The 21,772-nt window shown below is 45.5% G+C and carries 21 protein-coding genes; 10 read left to right on the forward strand and 11 right to left on the reverse strand.

Annotation, left to right across the window (positions count from 1 at the left end; all coding sequences use genetic code 11):
- Positions 1-252 precede the first annotated feature (252 nt).
- The 6 genes from rplU to folA all read left to right on the forward strand — a co-directional run bounded on the left by rplU (position 253) and on the right by folA (position 4,188).
- Positions 253-564 (forward strand): 50S ribosomal protein L21, encoded by a 312-nt coding sequence (gene rplU / locus IQP38_RS09460; RefSeq protein ID WP_005383096.1) that lies wholly within the window; start codon positions 253-255, stop codon positions 562-564.
- 20 nt (positions 565-584) lie between these two features.
- Positions 585-842 (forward strand): 50S ribosomal protein L27, encoded by a 258-nt coding sequence (rpmA, locus tag IQP38_RS09465; RefSeq protein WP_005383095.1) that lies wholly within the window; start codon positions 585-587, stop codon positions 840-842.
- Between the two features lie 212 nt (positions 843-1,054).
- Positions 1,055-2,230 (forward strand): Obg family GTPase CgtA, encoded by a 1,176-nt coding sequence (gene cgtA / locus IQP38_RS09470; protein ID WP_005383091.1) that lies wholly within the window; start codon positions 1,055-1,057, stop codon positions 2,228-2,230.
- 195 nt (positions 2,231-2,425) lie between these two features.
- Positions 2,426-3,226 (forward strand): threonine/serine exporter family protein, encoded by an 801-nt coding sequence (locus IQP38_RS09475; protein ID WP_005379664.1) that lies wholly within the window; start codon positions 2,426-2,428, stop codon positions 3,224-3,226.
- Positions 3,226-3,699, forward strand: a complete 474-nt coding sequence (locus IQP38_RS09480) for a threonine/serine exporter family protein (RefSeq protein ID WP_005379665.1) — start codon at positions 3,226-3,228, stop codon at positions 3,697-3,699. The genes IQP38_RS09475 and IQP38_RS09480 overlap by 1 nt, the downstream gene beginning before the upstream one ends.
- Positions 3,700-3,708: 9 nt before the next feature.
- Positions 3,709-4,188, forward strand: coding sequence for a type 3 dihydrofolate reductase (folA, locus tag IQP38_RS09485; protein WP_054579267.1), 480 nt, complete (start codon positions 3,709-3,711; stop codon positions 4,186-4,188).
- 264 nt (positions 4,189-4,452) lie between these two features.
- Here folA and apaH read toward each other — a convergent pair whose 3' ends face one another.
- From apaH to lptD, 6 genes are all read right to left on the reverse strand, one after another.
- Complete coding sequence (gene apaH, locus IQP38_RS09490) at positions 4,453-5,259, reverse strand: bis(5'-nucleosyl)-tetraphosphatase (symmetrical) ApaH (RefSeq protein ID WP_054579266.1); 807 nt, start codon at positions 5,257-5,259, stop codon at positions 4,453-4,455.
- 15 nt (positions 5,260-5,274) lie between these two features.
- A complete protein-coding gene (gene apaG, locus IQP38_RS09495) occupies positions 5,275-5,655 on the reverse strand; it encodes a Co2+/Mg2+ efflux protein ApaG (RefSeq protein ID WP_005379668.1) in 381 nt (126 codons plus the stop codon).
- A 75-nt stretch (positions 5,656-5,730) separates the two neighbouring features.
- The gene (gene rsmA / locus IQP38_RS09500) at positions 5,731-6,540 is read right to left on the reverse strand and encodes a 16S rRNA (adenine(1518)-N(6)/adenine(1519)-N(6))-dimethyltransferase RsmA (protein WP_005379669.1); all 810 of its coding nucleotides are present in this window, start codon (positions 6,538-6,540) and stop codon (positions 5,731-5,733) included.
- On the reverse strand, positions 6,537-7,535 hold the full coding sequence (gene pdxA / locus IQP38_RS09505; protein ID WP_054579265.1) for a 4-hydroxythreonine-4-phosphate dehydrogenase PdxA: 999 nt from the start codon (positions 7,533-7,535) through the stop codon (positions 6,537-6,539). Before pdxA ends, rsmA begins: the two co-directional genes overlap by 4 nt.
- Complete coding sequence (gene surA, locus IQP38_RS09510; protein WP_005379672.1) at positions 7,525-8,808, reverse strand: peptidylprolyl isomerase SurA; 1,284 nt, start codon at positions 8,806-8,808, stop codon at positions 7,525-7,527. The genes pdxA and surA overlap by 11 nt, the downstream gene beginning before the upstream one ends.
- A gap of 59 nt (positions 8,809-8,867) precedes the next feature.
- Positions 8,868-11,213 (reverse strand): LPS assembly protein LptD, encoded by a 2,346-nt coding sequence (lptD, locus tag IQP38_RS09515; RefSeq protein ID WP_005379673.1) that lies wholly within the window; start codon positions 11,211-11,213, stop codon positions 8,868-8,870.
- A gap of 266 nt (positions 11,214-11,479) precedes the next feature.
- Here lptD and djlA point away from each other — a divergent pair, with 266 nt between their 5' ends.
- A complete protein-coding gene (gene djlA, locus IQP38_RS09520; protein WP_005383076.1) occupies positions 11,480-12,334 on the forward strand; it encodes a co-chaperone DjlA in 855 nt (284 codons plus the stop codon).
- Positions 12,335-12,476: 142 nt separating this feature from the next.
- Here djlA and IQP38_RS09525 read toward each other — a convergent pair whose 3' ends face one another.
- From IQP38_RS09525 to leuA, 5 genes are all read right to left on the reverse strand, one after another.
- Complete coding sequence (locus tag IQP38_RS09525; protein ID WP_005383074.1) at positions 12,477-13,259, reverse strand: DUF547 domain-containing protein; 783 nt, start codon at positions 13,257-13,259, stop codon at positions 12,477-12,479.
- 335 nt (positions 13,260-13,594) lie between these two features.
- The gene (leuD, locus tag IQP38_RS09530) at positions 13,595-14,197 is read right to left on the reverse strand and encodes a 3-isopropylmalate dehydratase small subunit (protein WP_005383071.1); all 603 of its coding nucleotides are present in this window, start codon (positions 14,195-14,197) and stop codon (positions 13,595-13,597) included.
- An 11-nt stretch (positions 14,198-14,208) separates the two neighbouring features.
- Positions 14,209-15,609, reverse strand: coding sequence for a 3-isopropylmalate dehydratase large subunit (leuC, locus tag IQP38_RS09535; protein ID WP_005379681.1), 1,401 nt, complete (start codon positions 15,607-15,609; stop codon positions 14,209-14,211).
- Positions 15,610-15,803: 194 nt separating this feature from the next.
- The gene (leuB, locus tag IQP38_RS09540) at positions 15,804-16,895 is read right to left on the reverse strand and encodes a 3-isopropylmalate dehydrogenase (RefSeq protein WP_171344399.1); all 1,092 of its coding nucleotides are present in this window, start codon (positions 16,893-16,895) and stop codon (positions 15,804-15,806) included.
- 82 nt (positions 16,896-16,977) lie between these two features.
- Positions 16,978-18,525, reverse strand: coding sequence for a 2-isopropylmalate synthase (gene leuA, locus IQP38_RS09545; protein WP_005379685.1), 1,548 nt, complete (start codon positions 18,523-18,525; stop codon positions 16,978-16,980).
- Positions 18,526-19,042: 517 nt separating this feature from the next.
- Here leuA and IQP38_RS09550 point away from each other — a divergent pair.
- From IQP38_RS09550 to IQP38_RS09560, 3 genes are all read left to right on the forward strand, one after another.
- Complete coding sequence (locus IQP38_RS09550) at positions 19,043-19,840, forward strand: SH3 domain-containing protein (RefSeq protein ID WP_138938987.1); 798 nt, start codon at positions 19,043-19,045, stop codon at positions 19,838-19,840.
- A gap of 152 nt (positions 19,841-19,992) precedes the next feature.
- Positions 19,993-20,541: a phosphatase PAP2 family protein gene (locus IQP38_RS09555; RefSeq protein WP_005379690.1), complete on the forward strand. Its 549-nt coding sequence runs from the start codon at positions 19,993-19,995 to the stop codon at positions 20,539-20,541.
- A 3-nt stretch (positions 20,542-20,544) separates the two neighbouring features.
- Complete coding sequence (locus IQP38_RS09560; RefSeq protein WP_054576647.1) at positions 20,545-21,591, forward strand: MJ1255/VC2487 family glycosyltransferase; 1,047 nt, start codon at positions 20,545-20,547, stop codon at positions 21,589-21,591.
- Positions 21,592-21,772 lie beyond the last annotated feature (181 nt).

Consider the following 21,772-nt stretch of genomic DNA (forward strand, 5'->3'; position numbering starts at 1 on the left):
TATCCGGCTGAAGTTAGACCCTGCAAGGCTTATTCGATTTATATAATTGTCGAATAATACACTAAAAAACGTTGATTAATACATTACTAAAGGGCATGATTGCCGCACTTTTCTTTGGCGATTAGCTTTTCGCCAATTTTTTCAAAATATGGCTTGTCATAGGAGCATCTATTCTGTAGAATCTGCGCCCTATTGATGATTAGTTTAGCGCACACCCTCAAGAAAGGCTGTGCGGAAAAAGCGGAGTAAAATATGTACGCTGTTTTCCAATCTGGTGGTAAACAACACCGTGTAAGCGAAGGTCAAACTCTTCGTTTAGAGAAATTAGACGTTGAAACTGGTGCAACTGTAGAATTTGATAAAGTTCTTCTTGTTGCTAACGGCGAAGACATCAAAGTTGGTGCTCCTCTTGTAGAGGGCGGCAAAATTGTTGCTGAAGTTGTACAACACGGTCGTGGCGATAAAGTTAAAATCGTTAAGTTCCGTCGTCGTAAGCACTCTCGTAAGCAACAGGGTCACCGTCAGTGGTTCACTGAAGTGAAGATCACTGGTATCAACGCTTAATCTATTAGGAGAGTTTAACAATGGCACACAAAAAAGCTGGTGGTTCTACTCGTAACGGCCGCGATTCAGAAAGCAAACGTCTAGGTGTTAAGCGTTTCGGTGGTGAATCTGTACTTGCAGGTAACATCATCGTTCGTCAACGTGGTACTAAGTTCCACGCTGGTAACAACGTAGGTATCGGTAAAGACCACACTCTATTCGCTCTTACTGAAGGTAAAGTGAAGTTCGAAGTGAAAGGTCCTAAGAACCGTAAGTTTGTAAGCATCGAAGCTGAGTAATTAGGTTTTTAACCAAATTACTTAATAGCTTTAAGCTGAATTCAAAAGCCCTGCCGAATCGGCGGGGTTTTTTATTTGTTGCAGTCGACATATCGAAGTTTCTCGCTAAGATCCTAAGCGATTTGAATCTGGGAGCTTAGATCTGTCATCTGCTAAAATTGTCGGATGACATAGTAAGATTTAATCCACGCACGAAGTAGTCGGAGTAAAAGATGAAGTTCGTAGATGAAGCGGTAGTAAAAGTTCAGGCTGGTGATGGCGGTAGTGGCGTTGTCAGTTTCTGGCGTGAAAAATTCATCACTAAAGGTGGCCCTGATGGCGGTGATGGCGGTGACGGTGGTGATGTTTATATCCAAGCCGATGAAAACCTAAATACCCTGATTGATTACCGTTTCCAGCGCTTCTACGAAGCTGAGCGTGGTGAAAACGGTCGCGGTGGTAACTGTACAGGTAAGCGTGGTAAAGACATCGTTCTTCGTGTACCTGTGGGTACGCGCGCTGTGGATATCCACACAAATGAAATCGTGGCGGAAGTTGCTGAACACGGTAAGAAAGTGATGATCGCAAAAGGCGGTTGGCACGGTCTAGGTAACACGCGTTTCAAATCTTCAGTAAACCGCGCGCCTCGTCAGAGAACATTGGGTACAAAAGGTGAAGTACGCGAAATTCGCCTTGAGCTATTGCTTCTTGCTGATGTGGGTATGCTTGGTCTACCTAATGCTGGTAAATCAACCTTTATCCGCGCAGTATCAGCAGCAAAACCGAAAGTCGCTGATTACCCATTCACGACTTTGATCCCAAGCTTGGGTGTCGTAAGTGTCGTACCAGAGAAAAGTTTTGTTGTTGCAGACATCCCTGGTTTGATCGAGGGTGCAGCAGATGGCGCTGGCCTTGGTATTCGATTCTTGAAGCACTTAGAGCGTTGTCGAGTGTTGCTGCACATGATCGATATTATGCCAATTGATCAGTCCGATCCGGTGCAAAATGCATTGACGATCATTGATGAACTAGAACAATACAGCGAAAAACTGGCAAGTAAGCCGCGCTGGTTAGTGTTCAACAAAGTTGATCTAATGCCTGAAGAAGAAGCGAATGAGAAGATCCAAGAAATCTTAGACGCACTAGGTTGGGAAGACGAGTACTTTAAGATCTCGGCGATCAATCGTAACGGTACTAAAGAGCTTTGTTACAAACTGGCTGACTTTATGGATAACCTACCTCGCGAAGAGGAAGAAGTGGCTGAAGAAGATAAAGTTAACTTCATGTGGGATGATTACCATAAAGATGCGATGGCGGGTAAAGACGTTATCACTGAAGATGACGACGACGATTGGGATGACTGGGACGATGAAGAAGATGACGGTCACGTTGTCTACGTTCGTGACTAATCAGAACGGTCAAACAATGCCTGTTTGCCTATAATTCATTAAGCCGCAATTATTTATTGCGGCTTTTTTTGTATCTAAATCATATTTAGGTGATGTGATTTACGGCACAATAACCGATACGTCGTGTTTTTTGAGGGTTAGTTTGGCCCTCGCGCGTATGAATGAGTAACACCCTAAAAGGAATTAGACTTATTTATGACTCTAGAAACCATACCGCCTAGAGAGTTGGCGGTATCTACTCAACGATCGATTTCTCGTCTTGTCGCCCAAGCCGGACAAATGCTACTTGCTCATGGTGCTGAAAGTACTCTTGTGAGCGATATTATGCGTCGTATTGGCCTTGCTTGTGGGGTGAATGAAGTTGCGGTAGCACTATCAGCTAATGCATTGGTTGTGACGACGGTAATGGATGGACACTGCATCACCACCACCCGAAGCTGTGCTGATCGTGGCATCAATATGCGCGTTATTACGCAAATTCAACGAATCTGTATCATGATGGAACGTGGTTTGCTCGATTCAACCATGGCGCAGAAAAAGCTGAACGCTATCAGTCCAGAGCGTTATAACCGCTGGTTGGTGGTGTTTATGATTGGCTTGTCTTGTGCGGCATTCAGTCATCTAGCTGGTGGTGATTGGGGAGTATTCATCATGACCTTTTTAGCTTCAGCTGGTGGCATGATCGTTCGCCAAGAAATTGGTCATCGTCATTTCAACCCTCTATTGAACTTTGCTGCGACCGCTTTTGTGACTACCTTAATTTCAGCACAGGCGGAAATTTACCAAATCGGTAATCTACCTACCGTAGCAATGGCATCGTCGGTATTAATGCTTGTACCTGGTTTCCCACTCATTAACTCTGTCGCAGATATGTTGAAAGGCCACATTAATATGGGCATTGCTCGATTTGTGATGGCTAGTTTACTAACGTTGGCGACATGTTTGGGGATCGTTGCTGCGATGAGTGTAACTGGAATTTGGGGGTGGGCTATCTAATGAGTTTATTTGATTTGATGTTTGGCCTTTTGAATGACATGTTTTTTGCGGCGATTCCCGCCGTAGGATTTGCATTGGTTTTTAACGTGCCACAAAGAGCCTTAGTGTATTGCGCTGTTGGTGGCGCGATTGGTCATGGTAGCCGCTACTTGATGATGCAGTTTGGCATTCCTATTGAGTGGGCAACCTTTTTTGCTGCGACGTTAGTTGGGATGATCGGTGTGTACTGGTCTCACCGTTTTCTCGCGCATCCAAAAGTGTTTACTGTGGCTGCTTTGATCCCGATGGTGCCGGGTGTGTTTGCGTACAAAGCAATGATCGCTATGGTAGAAATCAATCATGTTGGCTACTCACCCGAGCTTGTCGCAACCTGTATGGAAAACTTTCTTAAGGCCATGTTTATTATTGCAGGTTTAGCTGTTGGTCTTGCGGTTCCAGGGCTGTTATTCTATCGCCGCAGACCAATTGTATAAGGACCTAACATGATCATTAGTATGATTGCCGCGATGGCCGACAATCGCATCATTGGCAAAGACAATCAAATGCCTTGGCATCTTCCCGCCGATTTCGCTTGGTTTAAGCGTTGTACCATGGGAAAACCGGTTGTGATGGGACGCAAAACCTATGAGTCTATTGGTCGCCCTTTACCAGGTCGCTTGAATATTGTTATTAGCCGTGATGAGACACTAAAGATCGAAGGTGTCACTACCGTAACATCGATTGAGCAAGCTCTGGAAGTCGCAGGTGATGTGGAAGAAGTGATGATCATTGGTGGTGGTGCGATTTACACCACTTGTCTGCCTATGGCCAATAAACTGTATGTAACACACATTGAAGCGGCCATTGATGGTGATACTCAGTTCCCAGATTGGGGAGATCAATTTAAGGAAACTTACTCAGAAATGTATCAAGCCGATGAGAAGAACGCCTACAACATGCGCTTTACTGTGTTAGAAAAGTAATTCGAGATTAACACCGCGTAGTTAATACGGTAATGCCGTTCGTATAACAGCGAGCGGCCATCCCAACCTACCGTCATCCTGAAAAGCGACGAAAGAGCGAGATTCAGGAGCCTCTATACGAGTACTTTGTTGTCAAAGGTATTTCTATCTATTCGCCGCGCGAGGATATTAGATTCCTAGTCTCGTTAAGGCTCGTTGACCCTACAGGAGGTGTTAAGTGACAGGTATTCCTCCTACTATGGATTATCGACTGTTATTCAGTGTTTAACTTAACGCATCCTGAGTAAAAATTTTCTTATCTTCCCAACGGATCATGGTCAGTCTTCCGCCCCAAACGCAGCCAGTATCTAGCCCGATGACTTCGTTGTTCATATAACCTTGCAGTGCAGCCCAGTGCCCAAAGAGCACCGCTTTGTTTAAGTGGATACGTTTAGGCACCTCAAACCATGGAATAAGTTCGTTACCGGAAACTTGTTGCGGTGGCAATTTACAATCCATATCCAAACGACCATCAGGGAAACAAAAGCGCATCCGCGTAAAAGCATTGATAATATAACGGTATCGGTCCAAACCCTGTAGAGAGTCATCCCAGGAATCAGGTTGATTGCTGTACATGTTTTTTAATAGCCAAGGCAGCTCTTCACTTTGGATGATGCGCTCAACTTCACGGGCACACTTTCTCGCTGTTTTTAGATTCCACTGCGGTGATATGCCAGCGTGACACATCACGAACTCGTCATGCTCGGCCATTAGAGGTTGCTGAGCTAGCCATGTCAGTAGTTCCTCTTTGTCAGGGGCCGTGAAAATAGGTGCGGTTCTATCTTTGTCTTTGACCTTTTTTATCCCGTGAGCCACTGCAAGAAGGTGAAGGTCGTGATTACCAAGCACGACGATTGCGCTTGCGCCAAGTGACTTCACAAAGCGTAACGTTTCTAGTGATTTAGGCCCTCTGGCGACCAAATCACCAGCAAGCCAAAGTTGGTCTTTTTTCGCAGAGAAAGATACTTTTTCTAGTAGTCGCTGCAATTCATCAAAACAGCCTTGGATGTCACCAACAATATAGGTAGCCACTGAATCTCCAATTTACTAATTTAAAACATTTGGAACAGCCAAGCGAAATGGTTCGATTTCGGTGATGAACTCTTGCCCTTTCTCATCCAGCATTTTGTAGTGTCCTTGCATAACGCCGACAGGGGTTTCTAACGCGGTTCCGCTACTGTACGTGTATTCATCATTGCTTGGAATAAAGGGCTGCTGGCCTACCACTCCGTCACCTTCAACCGTCATTTGCTTGCCATTCGAGTCTGTGATTAGCCAGCGGCGGCTCACTAACTGTACGGTTTGCTGGCTAAGGTTTTTGATGGTGATGATATAAGCGAAAACGTAGCGTTGTAGCTCTGGGTTGGACTGTTCTTCGATGTATTTGGTGTGAACTTGAATTTTGATGCAAGGTTGAATGACGTCCATGTGCACTCCTCAGAAACGTAATATCCCAATAATAATAAGCCAAACCTACAAGGGTTTGGCTCATTGTTTGAGTTCTTAGTGCTGCGGGTTATCCGCAAGCCAGTTCGCCATTGCGACGAATTGTTCTAGCGTCAGGTTCTCTGGACGCATGCTTGGATTAACACCTAGCTCTTCTAGTACTTCTGTGCTTAACAACGATTTGTAGCAGTTACGAACTGTTTTACGACGTTGGTTAAAGCCTTCACGACAAACGCGATCGAGCAAACGCAGATCTTTCGCCGGGCATGGCAGCTCTTCGTAAGGCACTAAACGAACAACGGCAGAATCCACTTTCGGTGGTGGAACGAATGCCGTTGGCGGTACTTCCAGTACCGGTACCACTTTACAGTAGTACTGAGCCATTACCGTTAAACGGCCGTAAGCTTTGCTGCCAGGGCCGGCGGCTAAGCGGTTTACCACTTCTTTTTGCAGCATAAAGTGCATGTCTTGAATGTCTTTATGGAACTCAAAAAGGTGGAACATCAATGGTGTAGAGATGTTGTATGGTAAGTTACCAAAAATGCGCAGCTTGTTGTTTGGCTTCACTAGTTGAGTGAAGTCAAAACGCATAGCGTCACCCTCATGGATGGTCAACTTATCTGCCAGTTCAGGGTGAGTACGTAGGCGTTCCGCCAGATCGCGGTCTAATTCGATAACTGTGAACTTATCCACTTCACGACCTACTGGCTCAGTGATTGCACCAAGACCAGGACCGATTTCAACCAGGTTTTGACCTGGTTTTGGGTTAATCGCTGATACGATTCCATCAATAATGTATGGATCGTTCAGGAAGTTTTGACCAAAACGTTTACGCGCTTTGTGTCCTAAATGGACATCATTTCTCATTGTTTCTTCTCTACCAAATCTATCGCATGCGTGAGCGCTGTTCGGAAACTCCCTGTATCCGCTTGACCTGTCCCTGCCAGATCTAATGCAGTACCGTGGTCCACCGATGTTCTAATAAAAGGTAGACCAAGAGTAATATTTACTGAACGACCAAAGCCTTTGTATTTTAATACTGGCAATACTTGATCATGGTACATGCCTAAAACAGCATCAGCATCATTTAAATATTTTTCATTGAAAATGGTATCAGCCGGAAGAGGGCCGATCAGGTTGATACCTTTTTCTTGTCGAATTTTTTCCAGTGTCGGAGTGATGGTCTCGATCTCTTCACGACCTAAGCAGCCATCTTCGCCAGCATGAGGGTTAAGCCCGCAAACGTAGATGTTTGGTTGTGCGATAGCAAACTTTTCTACAAGGTCTTTATGAAGAATATCGATGATTTTTTCTAATCGCTCTTCGGTGACAGCTTTGGACACATAAGCTAAAGGAATATGTGTTGTAACCAGCGCCACGCGTAGTCCTTCCGTTGCTAGCATCATTACGACTAGCGGCGTTTGTGACTTCTCGGCGAAAAATTCAGTATGACCACTGAATGCAACACCTGCGCGATTAATCACCCCCTTATGAACAGGGCCGGTGACAATAGCATCAAATTCATCATTCATACAGCCTAAAGCCGCTCTTTCTAGCGTTTTTAGTACATAGTGGCCATTCGCTTCATTGAGCTCGCCTGCGACCGCAGGTTCCGATATTTGGATATGGTCAACGATAAGCGTGCCCGCTTTTTGTGCTTTAGGTGCTTCTTCTGGATTGTAATCAGACAGTTGGACTTCGATGCCAAGCTGCTTGGCTCGCTCCGTCAGCATATTCTTATCGGTACAGACGACAATTTGGTGCGCCCAATCTTCTTTCGATAGGGCAAGCACTAAGTCTGGGCCGATACCCGCAGGTTCCCCTGCGGTTACGACAATTCTACGAATTGTATTAGTTGTCATTGTTGTCATCCACGATTTCAACAAACGCACTTGCGCGTAGCTCTTGCATCCATGCGCCCGCTTCTTCATTAAATTTACGGTTAAATAGAATACGGTAAGCTTTGTTCTTCATCGCTGAGTCAGTGCGGTCAACTTGGCGACGATCCAACACTTCAACGATATGCCAGCCGTGAACGGTTTTGAACGGTTCGCTGATTGAGCCAACTGGCAGAGTTTCTACTTGGTGCTTGAATTCTGGCACGTAAAGATCTGGTGTTTGATAACCTAGTTCACCGTCTTGTGCTGCCGAGCCAGGATCTTGACTGTATTGTGTTGCCAATTGAGCGAACGTTGCTTCACCGGCTTTGATGCGGCGTACAAATTCATTCAGTTGCTTCTTCGCCCCTTCGTCGCTCAGAATCACGGTTGGTTTAATCAAAATATGACGCGCATTTACTTCCGTTACCGCAACCGTTTCTAGGCCTTTTACATCCTCTATTTTTAGGATGTGGAAACCAACGCCACTACGGAAAGGACCAATAATGCTGCCTTTGTTTTGCATCTTGATCTGATCAGCAAAGATGGTCGGCATCTCTTCTTTACGCATCCAGCCCCAGTCACCACCTTGTAAAGCTTTAGGACCTTTTGAGTAGGTGTAGGCCATCTCCGTAAAGTCTGCACCTTCGTTTAGCTTTTTCGCGAGCGCTTTAGCTTCTGCTTCTACAGCAGATTTTTCTTTATCGTCAGAGAAGCGCAGTTGAATGTGTCCAATTTTGTATTGAACAGTCGCATTGGTTTCTTGTGATAGTTGCTCAGCAAGGCTATCGACCTCTGCTGGAAGGATATTAATACGGCGACGAACCAGTGCATTGCGAGCTTCTGATGCGGCGATTTCCTTACGAATTTGTTCGCGGAATTCTGGGTAACTTAAACCTTCACTTTCTACAGAAGCAGCGAGTTGTTCTACCGATTGCTCATTATTACGTGCGATCTCTGCAATCGCTTGGTTTAAACGGTTGTCGTCAATACGCACACCAATACGGTCAGCTTCTTGGCCTTGCAATGTGTCAATGATAAGTTTTTCAACAACTTGTTCTTTTAATACGCTGGTAGAAGGTAAGCTCTTTCCACTTTGACGAGCGTTGGCTTGCAGCGTTTTCATCGCTGTTTCGATGTCGCTTTGTAGAACTACACCGTCGTTCACGATGACCGCAACCTTATCGATCTCTACTGGTGCTGCAACCGCTCCGCAAGAGAGTAGGGTCGTGAATAAGATTGATTTCCAAATTTTCATTTAAAATTCCGTCAGTATTTTTGAATAGGCGTCTTATTCATTTAAGACGCCTATTTTGATTAATTGTTCAGATAGAATGGGCGGCCGTACTTAATCGCGTTGTCAGAACCATCCAGTTCTTTGACAGCAGTGTCTTCACGCTGGTTGGTCGCAAAGCCTTGAATACCGAAGTTAACGCTGAAGTTATTTTCGTATTCAGGTGATGCCCCGGTGCTGCCGATAGCTTGGTCTTCCCAACCAAGCAATTGGTTTGAGTAAGTGACGCCAATGTACCAACAGTCAGATTGGTAACGTAGGCTCGCTAACCATTCTAGGTCCGCATTTTCATTGAGGTCGTAGTAGTATTGACCACTCGCAGACCAGTTCGGGTTGAACTCGTAGGCCGCTACAATACCTGCTTGAGAAATACCTTTACGAGTAATTGTGTCTAGGTTTTCGAGAATGATCGTATCTTCGATGTATTCACGCGTAACGTAGCGATAGTTACCCTGAATAAAGCCGCCGTTGAATTGGTATTCCAAGGTACTGTTTGCCAACTGCATGGAGCTCAAATCAATATCGTATTGAATTCCACCGTGATAGAACAAGTAATCGTTGTAGTTGAAATCAGCTTCAATCGCCCATGATGAGTAATTGGTTGTCTCATCCGGAAGATTTGGGCTGTTGCTCAGTTTGGTCTTTTTATCGAAGTAGTAAATCTGACCAAATGAAACGTTAAGACGCTCTTTATAGTCATCATCAAAGAAGCGAGTACTCGCACCGTAGCTTAACTGGTTCGCCGAGGCGATTTTATCAATGCCACTGTACTTACGACTGCGGAATAGCCCGTAGTAGTCGGTTTGTAGCAAGGTGGTATCGTAGTTGTAGATGTTGGTTTGATCTTCTTCAGGTACGTACAAGTACTGCAGCTGAGGCTCCAGTGTTTGGGTGTAGCCCTTGATCCAGCTTGTATCTCGCTCTAAGTAAAGTTGCGCATGCGTACGGAACTCAGGAATAACACGAGAAACTTCATCATCCAACTGGTTTTGCAAGTTTACATCAGTCAAACCCGTTAAGTCTTGAGAGTAATACGTAGAGAGCACACGCGCTTCTGTTGTCCACGTTGCCCATGAGTTTGAGAGTGGTAATGTAAGCCCTGGTTCAATGTGAACACGGGTCGCATTTGGTCGCGCAGCATCGCTGGTATCGAAGCGGCTCACTTGGCTCTTCACGTCAAAGTTAAGGTAGTCTCCCCACAACGGCGTGTAGTAGTTCAAGTCTAACTGAGGAAGCAGGCGATAAGGGCGGTTCTCTTCTTTCAATAAGATTTGGAAGTCACGAACGGTTAACGAGGCATCCCAGAAGTCAGAACGATATTGTACTTGTCCTTCTTGAACCAGTTGACCATCTTCACGGTTACCAATGTCGGAGTCGAGATCGAGGAAGTAATCAATATCACTCACTTTTGAGTAATCGACTTTGACTATCCACTGTTTATTGATGATACCGTCGTGTTTAACTTGGTAGCCCCAACGAGACTCGTCCTGATATTTGCGATCACTATTGAGGTATTCGCCTTTGATTTCCCCATTTCCCCAACCATCTGTTAGGTAGCGGAAATCAGTATCGAGTTTTGTACCACGTTGCTGCATATAGAGCGTGGTGAGTGTCATGTCATATTGAGGCGCGATGTTCCAATAGAATGGCACCTCGACTTCCATACCATCACTAGAACCATACGATAAAGAAGGAAAGAGGAAACCCGTTTTACGCGTATCTCCAATTGGCATGGTTAGATACGGCACATAGAAAACAGGCACATCTAACACTTCAAATCGAGGATGGTGCAGCGTCGCTGTCTCTTCATCTTGGTCAACATCGATGCCTGACGCAACCAATCGCCATGAATTATCGCCTTGAGGGCACGATGTGATAGAGCCGTCTTCGAGTTCATAAACCGACTGACCTGTGCGAGCGATATAGGCTGCAGTGCCTCGGCCTTGTTGGCAAAGGAACTGATAATCGGTGTTCTCAAGTGAAAACGTATCTTGATTAATGTCGTTAGTAACACGATCAGATCGAGCTTTGACTTGGCCGTCATTGAAAGTCACGTTGCCTTCGGCAACCACGACGTTGTCTTGTTGGTGCAGCGTTACGCTATCTGCGGTAATTTTCTTCTGGCCTTGGGTGACTTGTACATTACCTGAGTACTGAGCTTTGTCACCATTGATGGCTTGCAGGGTGTCAGCTTCTACCACTACTGGGGTATTAAGAGCGTCCTCCTCGCCACTTGTATCGACCAAACATTGATCTGTGGCGGGCATTTCCTGCACACTATCATGGATATTCGCTTCAGCTTGAGTGGTGGGTACAAACAAGGCGGTGCTGATAGAGGCCGCTAAAAATGTGCGGGAGAAATGTTGCATTGAATTGAACTTTCCTGTGTCACTACTACTCGATGGCTATAGGGCTTGTTGTACCCTAGCGTAATAGCCAAATGAATCAACTATAGTCGCATTTATCCCAGCGTATTGATTCACTGTGGCATAATGACGACAAAATAGCTGCAAAGATAAGCAGGCGAAATGGCCTAGCCGAAATAAAACTAATTCCATTATCATAAAGGAAATCGTTGCATCCGGCACTATAAGACCGCCGTCGTCGATAAAAATTCATTGATAGAGAACACATAATGCATATTTTTGGCAAAATTCTGGGTGCCTTTTTTGGCTTGTTACTTGGCGGACCGCTAGGTTTACTCTTTGGCTTATTTATTGGCCATCAATTCGATAAAGCACGTCGCTTGAGTCAAGCCGGGTTCTCTACTGGCGGCTTTGGAAAAGGGCCAAGTCAAGCTCAGCGCCAAGAAGAGTTTTTTAAAGCGGCGTTTGCGGTAATGGGACATGTGGCAAAAGCGAAAGGCCAAGTCACCAAAGAGGAAATCCAACTGGCTTCAGCCATGATGGACCGCATGAATTTGCATGGCGAACAGCGTCGCGCAGCGCAAGACGCGTTTCGTGAAGGTAAAGACAGCGACTTTCCGTTAGAAGATGTTCTTGTTCGTGTGAAAATTTCGACAGCTGGTCGCTTTGACTTGTTGCAATTTTTCTTAGAGCTGCAAATCTCGGCGGCCTTTGCAGATGGCTCGATCCACCCGAGTGAACGAAATGTACTACACAAGATTGCACGTGGTTTGGGTTTCTCTTCTGAGCAATTAGAGCGTCGTTTGCAAATGCAAGAAGCCGCATTTCGTTTCCAAAGCCAGGGCGGTTTTCATGGTCAGCATCAAGGCCAATCTTCAGGTGGTAGCTGGCAACAAGCTTCACAAGCGGATCAGTTGGCCGACGCGTACAAAATTCTGGATGTGTCTTCAGATGCAGACAGTAAAACCGTCAAGCGTGCTTATCGTAAACTGATGAACGAGCATCACCCGGACAAATTGATGGCTAAAGGCTTACCACCAGAGATGATGAACGTCGCGAAAGAGAAATCTCAAGAGATTCAAAACGCTTACGATCTTATTAAGAAGGTTAAAGGCTTTAAGTAGTCGGACGTTTTCTATCAAACATTTGGATGTAAAAAAGGGCACTCAGTGCCCTTTTTTTTCATGTCTTAGTCTTTGAGTTGCCGGTGTCTTTAGCTTTTGGCCTATTATGTCCCTAATGCTAATTGACCTCACATCCCCCAGTTTAGTTGGCTTGATTCAAGTCCCAATCGTATTCGTATTTCACTTTGCCAGAGAAGTTTTTGTATTGCGGTGCGTACTTTGCGATGTGTTTGAAGATTTGTTTTTCTCCACCAAAGTCCGTTGCAAACCAATCATAAATAGAAGACAGCTGTGCCGTGTTACCTTGGATAGATACGCCTTTGCTGCTGTTGATAAATGTTTTGGCGGCACTATCCAGTAGAGCTTGCGTGTTGTCAGCAGTGAATGCTTGAGATTGCAGATTAGGGCATCCTAGGCTGGCACAGTTAACCGCGTAATGCGTTCTTGGGTCATTCCAAATTGGACGCAAAATTCGATGTTCAATATCGTTTAAAGTTAGATCCTTCCCATTGACCACGACCACATCGTCTCCCCAAGGACCAAAGCTAAATAAACCACCTAGCTTGGTGATTGATTCGACTGGATAGTTATCCAAAATAAGATCTACCGTGATGGCGTTGTAAAGGTTTACCCAATAGGCATATTGCTCTGCTTGGTTGTATTGTAGAGGGTCTAGTTTTGCCAAACGCTGGATGTATTGTTTCAGCTTAGTTTTATCGACAGAGGAGACTTGGCTATAACGAAACAAGGTATTCTCGCCTTGTTCAACTAAATAAGTATCGAGCAGTTGTTGCCATTCTTGATGAGAAATTTGGGTTTGGTTGGCTTGATTCGATTGTTTCCAATATGGCCATAAGTCGGATTTAGGCGCGGACAATGTCGAGAAAGAAACCAGAGCACACAACAGCAATAACAGACGCTTCATAGAGATACCTTTGAATGAGATATTGTTGATAGTGTAGACCAGTTTAGTGCTTGTTTTCTTTCAGTAATCAGTGGCCTTTATTCGCTGTCATTCCGAGGAGCATAAGCGATATCAGGAATCTAATACCCACAAACTCTTGAGTAAAGACAGTATGAATCTGTACAGTGCGCTCTGGTAGTCGATCCTGAATCACGCTCCTTCGTCGCTGTTCAGGATGACGAATTTCAACAGAGGCGTTCGGTATTCTGTAAGCAAAGCGATATGAGATCAGTCACCCAAAACAAATCAAGGGCCGACAATTGCCAGCCCTTGATTTGTGTATTTACTAACGCGTCTTAACGCAAGAAGCTTGGAATATTCGCTTCGTACTCAGCAATCTTATCTTCGTGTTGAAGGGTTAGGCCAATGTTGTCCAAACCGTTTAGCAAGCAATGACGACGGAACGAATCGATTTCAAAACCATATTCTTTGCCGTTGGCACGAACGACATTCGCTTCTAGGTCGACCTCGACTTCTGCACCTTCATTTGCCTCAACAAACTGGAAGATTTCATCCACTTCTTGTTCAGTCAAACGAACTGGCACCATTTGGTTGTTGATCGAGTTGCCGTAAAAAATATCGGCAAAGCTTGGTGCGATCATCGCTTTGATGCCGTAATCCGCTAGTGCCCACGGTGCGTGCTCACGAGATGAGCCACAGCCGAAGTTTTCACGAGCCAGCAAGATAGACGCGCCTTGGTAGCGAGGTGCGTTCATCACGAACTCTGGATTTGGCTGTTCACCAGCATCGTCTAGGAAGCGCCAGTCATGGAATAGGTGCTTACCAAACCCTAGGCGGGAGACCTTTTGTAGGAACTGCTTTGGAATGATGGCATCAGTATCAACGTTCGCTGCATCTAGAGGAACAACTAAGCCTGTGTGTTGTTTAAAGCCTGACATTGGTTTGCTCCTTAGTCTAGTTCACGAATATCTACAAAGTGACCAGCAATTGCTGCTGCCGCTGCCATCGCAGGGCTCACTAGGTGGGTACGGCCATCACGACCTTGGCGGCCTTCAAAGTTACGGTTTGAAGTAGACGCACAACGTTCATGTGGGCCCAAACGGTCATTGTTCATTGCTAGACACATCGAGCAACCTGGTAGGCGCCACTCAAAGCCCGCTTCTTTAAAGATAACGTCCAAGCCTTCCGCTTCTGCTTGCGCTTTTACTTGCTCAGAGCCAGGAACGATCAGCGCTTGAACGTGAGGCGCGACTTTGCGACCTTTCGCTACTTCAGCGGCTGCGCGCATGTCTTCGATACGTGAGTTAGTACAAGAACCAACGAAGACTTTATCGACGTTGTAATCAGACAATGACTTGCCTGCCTCTAGGCCCATGTAAGCCAATGCTTTTTCTGCCGATGCCTTTTCTACTGGGTCGGCAAAGCTTTCTGGTGCTGGGATAGGTTGATCTACCGCGATCACTTGGCCTGGGTTAGTACCCCAAGTGACTTGTGGTTTAATGTCTGCTGCGTTTAGCGTCACGACTGCATCAAACTGAGCATCATCGTCAGTTTTTAATGTCTTCCAGTATTCTACTGCTGCATCAAAGTCGGCACCTTGAGGTGAGAATTTACGGCCTTTGATGTATTCGAACGTGGTTTCATCTGGCGCAATCAAACCGGCTTTCGCACCTAGCTCTATCGCCATGTTACATACGGTCATGCGGCCTTCCATTGAAAGGTCAGTGATCGCTTCACCACAGAATTCAACCACGTAGCCTGTACCGCCAGCTGCTGTAGTTTCACCGATGATTGCTAGCACGATATCTTTCGCCGTGATACCCGGAGCCACTTTGCCTTTTACTTCGATCTTCATCGTTTTGGCGCGCGCTTGTTTTAGCGTTTGAGTTGCTAATACGTGCTCAACTTCTGATGTACCAATACCAAAAGCGAGAGAGCCGAATGCACCGTGTGTAGCCGTGTGCGAGTCACCACAAACAATGGTCATGCCCGGTAGGGTAATACCAAGCTCTGGGCCCATAACATGCACAATACCTTGGTATTTATGGTTGATGTCGTAAAGCGTAACGCCAAACTCTTCACAGTTTTTCGATAGCGTTTCCATCTGGATACGAGCCATCTCACCCGATGCGTTGATGTCTTTGGTGGTTGTCGAAACGTTGTGGTCCATGGTGGCAAAAGTTTTGCTGACCTGACGCACTTTACGACCTTTTTCACGCAAGCCGTCAAATGCTTGCGGAGACGTCACTTCGTGTACCAAGTGACGGTCGATGTACAAGATTGGGTTTTCCCCTTCTGCTGCGACGGCAACGTGTGCGTCGTAGACTTTTTCGTATAATGTTTTGCCCATTGTTTGCTTCCTTTCCTCATCGCCGTTGCCGCAATAACTGCGTTAGCGACACCCGTTTATCCAGTTATTTAGCTTATTTAGCGAACTAAACGCCTTAATATAAATGGGCTTGCTGCCTTGCTATTGCACCAATGACTTAGAGGAAAGCCATTGGTTGACCGAGGATTTAGTATTTATTATGAATCTGTTTTGTATTAAGAGTTTAAAACGTACTCAGCGATCTTATCGCCCATCTCAGACGTCGAAAGTGCTGGGTTGTCACCAGCAAGGTCACCCGTTAGTTCCCCCGCTGATAGCGCTTTTGAAACTGCCGTTTCGATGTCTTGTGCCGCCGTTTCCTCACCTAGGCTATAACGTAGCATCAGTGCCGCAGACAGGATTTGTGCCACAGGGTTAGCGATGTTCTTACCTGCGATATCTGGTGCACTGCCACCTGCTGGCTCGTACAGACCGAATTTGCTTTCGTTTAGACTTGCTGATGGCAACATACCCATAGAGCCTGTGATCATCGCACATTCATCAGAAATGATGTCGCCGAAGATGTTTGAACACAGCATTACGTCGAACTGAGCAGGGTCTTTGATAAGCTGCATAGTCGCGTTATCAATGTACATGTGTGACAACTCGACATCTGGGTAGTCTTTTGCGATTTCTTCGACTACTTCACGCCATAAGATAGAGCTTTGTAGAACGTTCGCTTTGTCGATAGAGCACACTTTCTTGCGACGTAGACGAGCAGAGTCAAAAGCGATTTTTGCAATACGTTCGATCTCAAAGCGGTGGTACACCTCAGTATCAAATGCTTTTTCTGTTGCGCCTTCACCTTCACGACCTTTCGGTTGGCCGAAGTAGATACCACCCGTCAGTTCACGGACTACCACGATGTCAAAGCCGCGACCCGAGATGTCTGCACGTAGCGGTGAGAAATCTTCAAGACCTGAGTGAATTTGCGCTGGACGTAAGTTACAGAACAGTTGGAAGTGTTTGCGTAGTGGAAGTAGGGCACCACGTTCAGGTTGGTCGTTTGGTGGTAAGTGCTCCCACTTAGGGCCGCCAACCGAGCCGAATAGGACTGCATCAGACTCTTCACATGCTTTTATTGTGCTCTCTGGAAGTGGGCAACCGTGATTGTCGATCGCGATACCACCGACATCATGCTCGTCACGCTCAAACGCAATACCATGTTTCTTTTCGATTGCATCCAATACTTTATGTGCCTGCGCCATTACTTCCGGGCCAATGCCGTCACCGGGTAGGACGGCAATTTTGTACGATTTGTCTGTCATGTTAATCCTTTAAGTTTTCTAATTTTGAGCTTAATTATTTCAACGAGCGTGTTCTTTCCTGAGCCGTGTAGCCCGGTTGTTATTACACAGTCGCAATCTTTTTCTGCTTCATTTCTTCGATTTTATCTGCACGATGAATGCTGTTAATAACGTGCAATAATGCTTGGCCGGAAGCCTCAACGATGTCGGTGGAAACACCCGTACCGTGGTATTTGCGACCTTTGTAGTTGGCAATGATGTCTGCTTGACCCAAACCATCTTCACCTTCACCTTTCGCGGTTAGGTCGAATTTATCCAGAACGATGTCGTAGCCTGTCACGCGGTAGATACATTGGTAAAGCGCATCAACTGGGCCATTACCGACCGCTGCTTCACACATTTCTTCATCACCGCATTGCATTTTGATGCTGGTGGTAGCCATTACGCTGCCAGACTGCACGCTTAGGTAGCTCAATTTGTAGAAGTCATCTTCTTCACGCAAGTTCGAGAAGTGCATTAGGGCTTCTAGGTCGTAATCGAACACTTGGCCTTTGCGGTCAGCAAGTTTCAAGAAATCCGCATACAGTGCGTCTAGGTTGTACTCGTCTTCGTTGTAACCCATGGTGTCCATATGGCTCTTCACGGCAGCGCGACCGCTGCGGCTGGTTAGGTTCAGAGCTTGGTTTTTTAGGCCAATAGACTCAGGGGTCATGATTTCGTAGGTATTCTTATTCTTCAACATGCCATCTTGGTGGATGCCTGAAGAGTGGCTAAACGCATTTGCACCCACAATTGCTTTGTTGCTTTGAATAGGCATATTGCATAGCTGGCTCACCAACTTACTGGTGCGGTGAATTTCATCATGCTTAATGCCAGTGTGAACGCCCAAAAACTCTTGACGCGTCTTGATGATCATTGCGATCTCTTCAAGTGAACAGTTACCCGCTCGCTCTCCAATGCCATTGATCGTGCCTTCTATCTGACGTGCGCCAGCTTGAACGGCGGCAATAGAGTTGGCAACTGACATCCCCAAATCGTCGTGACAGTGAACGGAGATGATCGCTTTATCAATGTTCGGAACGCGGTTAAATAGGGTTTCAATAATCCCACCAAACTCACTTGGTACGGTGTAGCCAACGGTATCTGGAATGTTGATTGTACTCGCACCTGCATTGATGGCGGCTTCTACCATGCGACATAGGTTGTCTATAGGAGTACGACCAGCATCTTCACAAGAAAACTCGACATCATCAGTGTAGTTACGTGCATGTTTAACGGCGTTGACTGCCATTTCTAGTACATCGTCGTAGCTGCGGCGTAGTTTGTCTTCTACGTGAATGGTGGAAGTGGCTAAAAATGTGTGGATACGGAATTGGTCGGCCACTTTTAAGGCTTCAGCGGCAGCATCAATGTCTTTCGCAACGGCACGCGAAAGGGCACAAACTCGACTGTTTTTTATGTTTTTTGCGATGGTTTGTACAGACTCGAAATCACCTGGTGAAGAGATTGGGAAGCCAGCTTCGATAACATCAACGCCGAGTCTTTCCAGCGCATAGGCAATCTGCAGTTTTTCTTTAACCGTCAAGCTTGCTGACAACGCTTGCTCGCCATCACGCAATGTGGTGTCGAATATAATGACCTGATCGTTCATGTTTGCTTCCTTCCTGATTTCTGCACTTTCGCGCAAGTGAATCGTTTACTTCCAGTATTTAGATATAAAAAAACCCGCATTCTCATGCGGGTTCTTAGAAATTGGTGTGGTTATTTTTCTTCCACAGCCTACCCGCGCGAACTGGTCACGATCAGGAGGAGGCTAAGCAGGATAGAAAAATGAGCTGACATAGTTGTTAAGCTTTCCACATAATTAAGTTAACAAATTAGTACCGCACTCCATGAAGCGCGTCAACCCTAAAGTCGATTTTTTATTCATATCGGATGAGTCTTTTCGTTTGCTTGAAAAAAATGATGCACTAAGTGAAACGACATGATGCGATAGAAACGTGCTAGAAGAAGTAAGTTCTCATCAAGTTTGCGACGTTTCATTACCAAAACAAGCATCGGGATTGCGACTTGTCACACAAAGGTCCGAATTGTTTGGCAAAAGTTTTGAATGACCATTTATAGTAGTGCAGTTGCACTAGGTAAAAGAAATAAGGGTTAGGGAAAGAATGAGGTTAACAAAACAATTTGGACGTTCAGCCATAGTATTTACTCTGGTCAGCTTGTCGGGTTGTCAGCTGTTTCAATCGCAGACCTATGTGGAAGTGGCTTCCCCCGTTGTTATGAATGATCACTCGCAGAGCGTCATGGTTATCAATGATCAAATGGATCGATTTTTGAGTTATGAGGGACGCGAATCGTTCTTGAATCAGATGCTTGTTGCCCTTGAGTCTGACAGCCGAAATAAGTTTAAAGGTAAAGATCCGGAAACGTATTCTTGGTGGAAGATCCGCGTTCAACCTAGTGAGAAACAGCAAGCGGAAGTTTTCCGACCAACCACTGAAGGTGTCGATACTTCAAACCCAGTAGAGTTTATGGATGTTTCTTACCGCTCTAAGACCACATTAAACCTACGCTCTAAACCGAGTCTTGAAGGGGCAAAGCTTGGCGTATTATCGAAAGGGGAAGTCTTTAATGTGCTAGCAAAAGTGGTTGATCAACCTTGGTTTCTCGTTGAACAGAAAGGAGTGATAAAAGGTTATGTCCATAAGGATTATGCGCGCAGCAATGTGATAAATCGTGACATTTTATCTACTCAGCCTAACCCTTTACTAGAGCCTAACTCGAGTAAAACGGAGCAAACGAGTATAGAGCATGAACTGTCGGGAAACTATACTTGCCGCTCACTGAGCTATGAGCTTACAAAAGATGGCGACATGACGACGGGCTCTTTGCGCGCCTGCCGCAAGAAGAGAAAAGTCTGGTATATAGACACCCCTCAACCGCAACCAGCAAACCCTTCTTAATGTTCTATTTTTATGGTTATGCCCAATAGATAAATTGTTGGGCACACCTTAATTTGGCCTTTGTCATTAATTGTCCAAATTCCCGTCATGCTGTTGTCACCTAAACCTCCTACTTTTCACACAAAGGCGTTGTCAAAGTAAGGAAAGGTCACATGCGAACCATAGAGACAATTACACAGCCAATTGCAACCATTGCTAAGTTTGATTTAGCGCTCTCTAGTGTTTGTCTTAAGCACCGTTTTAATCAACAAGTCGCCAATATCAGCAAAGGAGTCTCCCACAGTGGTGACGGGCATCTTTACTTGGTGTTGGGTTTATTAGCTTGGTATTTAGATAAGGAGCAAGGAGTCTGGTTTTTACTGGCGGGTTTACTTGCTTTTGCTATCGAGCTACCAATTTATTGGACGCTGAAAAATAGTTTTAAGCGTCGTCGCCCTGAAGAGCTTAGTGCACTCCTTCCTGCTTTTATTACTCCCTCCGATCGCTACAGTCTTCCTTCAGGACACACTGCCGCTGCGTTTGTCATGGCGACGCTGATTGACCATTTCTATCCGAGCCTAGGCGTTGCTGCATTCTTTTGGGCAAGTTTAATCGGAACCGCGCGAATCTTATTGGGTGTGCACTTTTTTACCGATGTCATCATTGGTGCACTGCTTGGCAGTCTTTGTGGTGGATTAGCGATTGCGATGTTAGGAGGCTAATTGATGAAAATCTTGTACGGTGTTCAAGGGACAGGAAACGGACATATTGCACGCGCAAGGGCGATGAGTCATGCGTTTAAAGAGCACAATGTTGAGGTCAACTTTTTGTTTTCTGGGCGAGCGCCGGAAAAATACTTTTCAATGGAAGCATTTGGCGATTACCAGACTCGCCGAGGCTTCACCTTTATTACCGAAAAAGGCTCTGTAAACTACGCGAAAACAGCATTGAATAACAATTTGGTGCAGTTTTTCAAAGAAGTTAAGCAACTCGATCTGTCGTCCTACGATCTTATCATTAATGATTTCGAACCTGTGACTGCGTGGGCAGCGAGACAACAAAATAAGCCTTCTATTGGTATTAGCCACCAAAATGCTTTCCGTTATCCGGTGCCACTAAAGGGAGCAAGTTGGTTAGATAAATCCGTCATTGAATACTTTGCGCCTTCTCAACATCACCTTGGTTTGCATTGGCATCATTTTGATCAACCTTTGTTACCACCAATAGTGCATACCGTCGATAGCCAAGCAGAAAACGACGACTTCGTGTTGGTGTATCTGCCGTTCGAATCGATAGAAGATATCTCGGACTTATTGTTCCACTTTAATCAACAAGCGTTTATCTGTTATCACCCGGATGTGATCGAATGTGAGCAGGTAGAAAACATAGAACTGCGCCCTTTATGCCACAGCAACTTCCAGCATCATTTGCATCGCTGTAGTGGTGTCATTGCTAATGGTGGGTTTGAGCTTCCTTCAGAAGCCTTGTCTTTGGGGAAAAAATTGTTACTAAAGCCACTCGCGGGTCAATTCGAGCAGCAGAGCAATGTTGCGACCTTAGAAGATTTAGGGCTTGCGATGTCGATGGAGAGCTTAGACATTTCCGCAGTACGCCAGTGGCTAAAGGAGCAACAAGCCGAAAGTGTGAAATACCCAGATGTTGCTCAGGCTATTGTTCATTGGGTATTGCAAGGTGCATGGGATTCAAAAGCAGAGTTATCCAGACAGCTGTGGGAGCAGGTTGATTTTCCAAGTTACGTGTCGAACATTTAAGTACGTTGTTCAGTACATTGTTCCTTCCATTTTTGACACGATTTTGTTGCAGCCTTTCTGTTTGGAAGGCTGCATTTTTATTCTTCCTCTCTCATTTCTATTCAGTGTGTATTTGCTGATAATTTGACTGATAAGTGCAAAATTCAATCAGAGATATAGCTGTCATCTGTTGTTCTTATTC

The organism is Vibrio sp. OPT41, from assembly GCF_015163595.1.
GTDB lineage: Bacteria > Pseudomonadota > Gammaproteobacteria > Enterobacterales > Vibrionaceae > Vibrio > Vibrio alginolyticus.

What these genes read in the sequence shown, in the direction of transcription:
- IQP38_RS09480 (WP_005379665.1), top strand. Translation starts at nt 3,226, where the DNA reads ATGAGTTTATTTGATTTGATGTTTGGCCTTTTGAATGACATGTTTTTT.
- apaG (WP_005379668.1), bottom strand. Translation starts at nt 5,655, where the DNA reads ATGGACGTCATTCAACCTTGCATCAAAATTCAAGTTCACACCAAATAC.
- IQP38_RS09525 (WP_005383074.1), bottom strand. Translation starts at nt 13,259, where the DNA reads ATGAAGCGTCTGTTATTGCTGTTGTGTGCTCTGGTTTCTTTCTCGACA.
- leuC (WP_005379681.1), bottom strand. Translation starts at nt 15,609, where the DNA reads ATGGGCAAAACATTATACGAAAAAGTCTACGACGCACACGTTGCCGTC.
- rsmA (WP_005379669.1), bottom strand. Translation starts at nt 6,540, where the DNA reads ATGAGAAATGATGTCCATTTAGGACACAAAGCGCGTAAACGTTTTGGT.
- leuD (WP_005383071.1), bottom strand. Translation starts at nt 14,197, where the DNA reads ATGTCAGGCTTTAAACAACACACAGGCTTAGTTGTTCCTCTAGATGCA.
- djlA (WP_005383076.1), top strand. Translation starts at nt 11,480, where the DNA reads ATGCATATTTTTGGCAAAATTCTGGGTGCCTTTTTTGGCTTGTTACTT.
- lptD (WP_005379673.1), bottom strand. Translation starts at nt 11,213, where the DNA reads ATGCAACATTTCTCCCGCACATTTTTAGCGGCCTCTATCAGCACCGCC.
- IQP38_RS09475 (WP_005379664.1), top strand. Translation starts at nt 2,426, where the DNA reads ATGACTCTAGAAACCATACCGCCTAGAGAGTTGGCGGTATCTACTCAA.
- surA (WP_005379672.1), bottom strand. Translation starts at nt 8,808, where the DNA reads ATGAAAATTTGGAAATCAATCTTATTCACGACCCTACTCTCTTGCGGA.
- folA (WP_054579267.1), top strand. Translation starts at nt 3,709, where the DNA reads ATGATCATTAGTATGATTGCCGCGATGGCCGACAATCGCATCATTGGC.
- leuB (WP_171344399.1), bottom strand. Translation starts at nt 16,895, where the DNA reads ATGACAGACAAATCGTACAAAATTGCCGTCCTACCCGGTGACGGCATT.
- IQP38_RS09560 (WP_054576647.1), top strand. Translation starts at nt 20,545, where the DNA reads ATGAAAATCTTGTACGGTGTTCAAGGGACAGGAAACGGACATATTGCA.
- cgtA (WP_005383091.1), top strand. Translation starts at nt 1,055, where the DNA reads ATGAAGTTCGTAGATGAAGCGGTAGTAAAAGTTCAGGCTGGTGATGGC.
- leuA (WP_005379685.1), bottom strand. Translation starts at nt 18,525, where the DNA reads ATGAACGATCAGGTCATTATATTCGACACCACATTGCGTGATGGCGAG.
- IQP38_RS09550 (WP_138938987.1), top strand. Translation starts at nt 19,043, where the DNA reads ATGAGGTTAACAAAACAATTTGGACGTTCAGCCATAGTATTTACTCTG.
- rpmA (WP_005383095.1), top strand. Translation starts at nt 585, where the DNA reads ATGGCACACAAAAAAGCTGGTGGTTCTACTCGTAACGGCCGCGATTCA.
- IQP38_RS09555 (WP_005379690.1), top strand. Translation starts at nt 19,993, where the DNA reads ATGCGAACCATAGAGACAATTACACAGCCAATTGCAACCATTGCTAAG.
- pdxA (WP_054579265.1), bottom strand. Translation starts at nt 7,535, where the DNA reads ATGACAACTAATACAATTCGTAGAATTGTCGTAACCGCAGGGGAACCT.
- rplU (WP_005383096.1), top strand. Translation starts at nt 253, where the DNA reads ATGTACGCTGTTTTCCAATCTGGTGGTAAACAACACCGTGTAAGCGAA.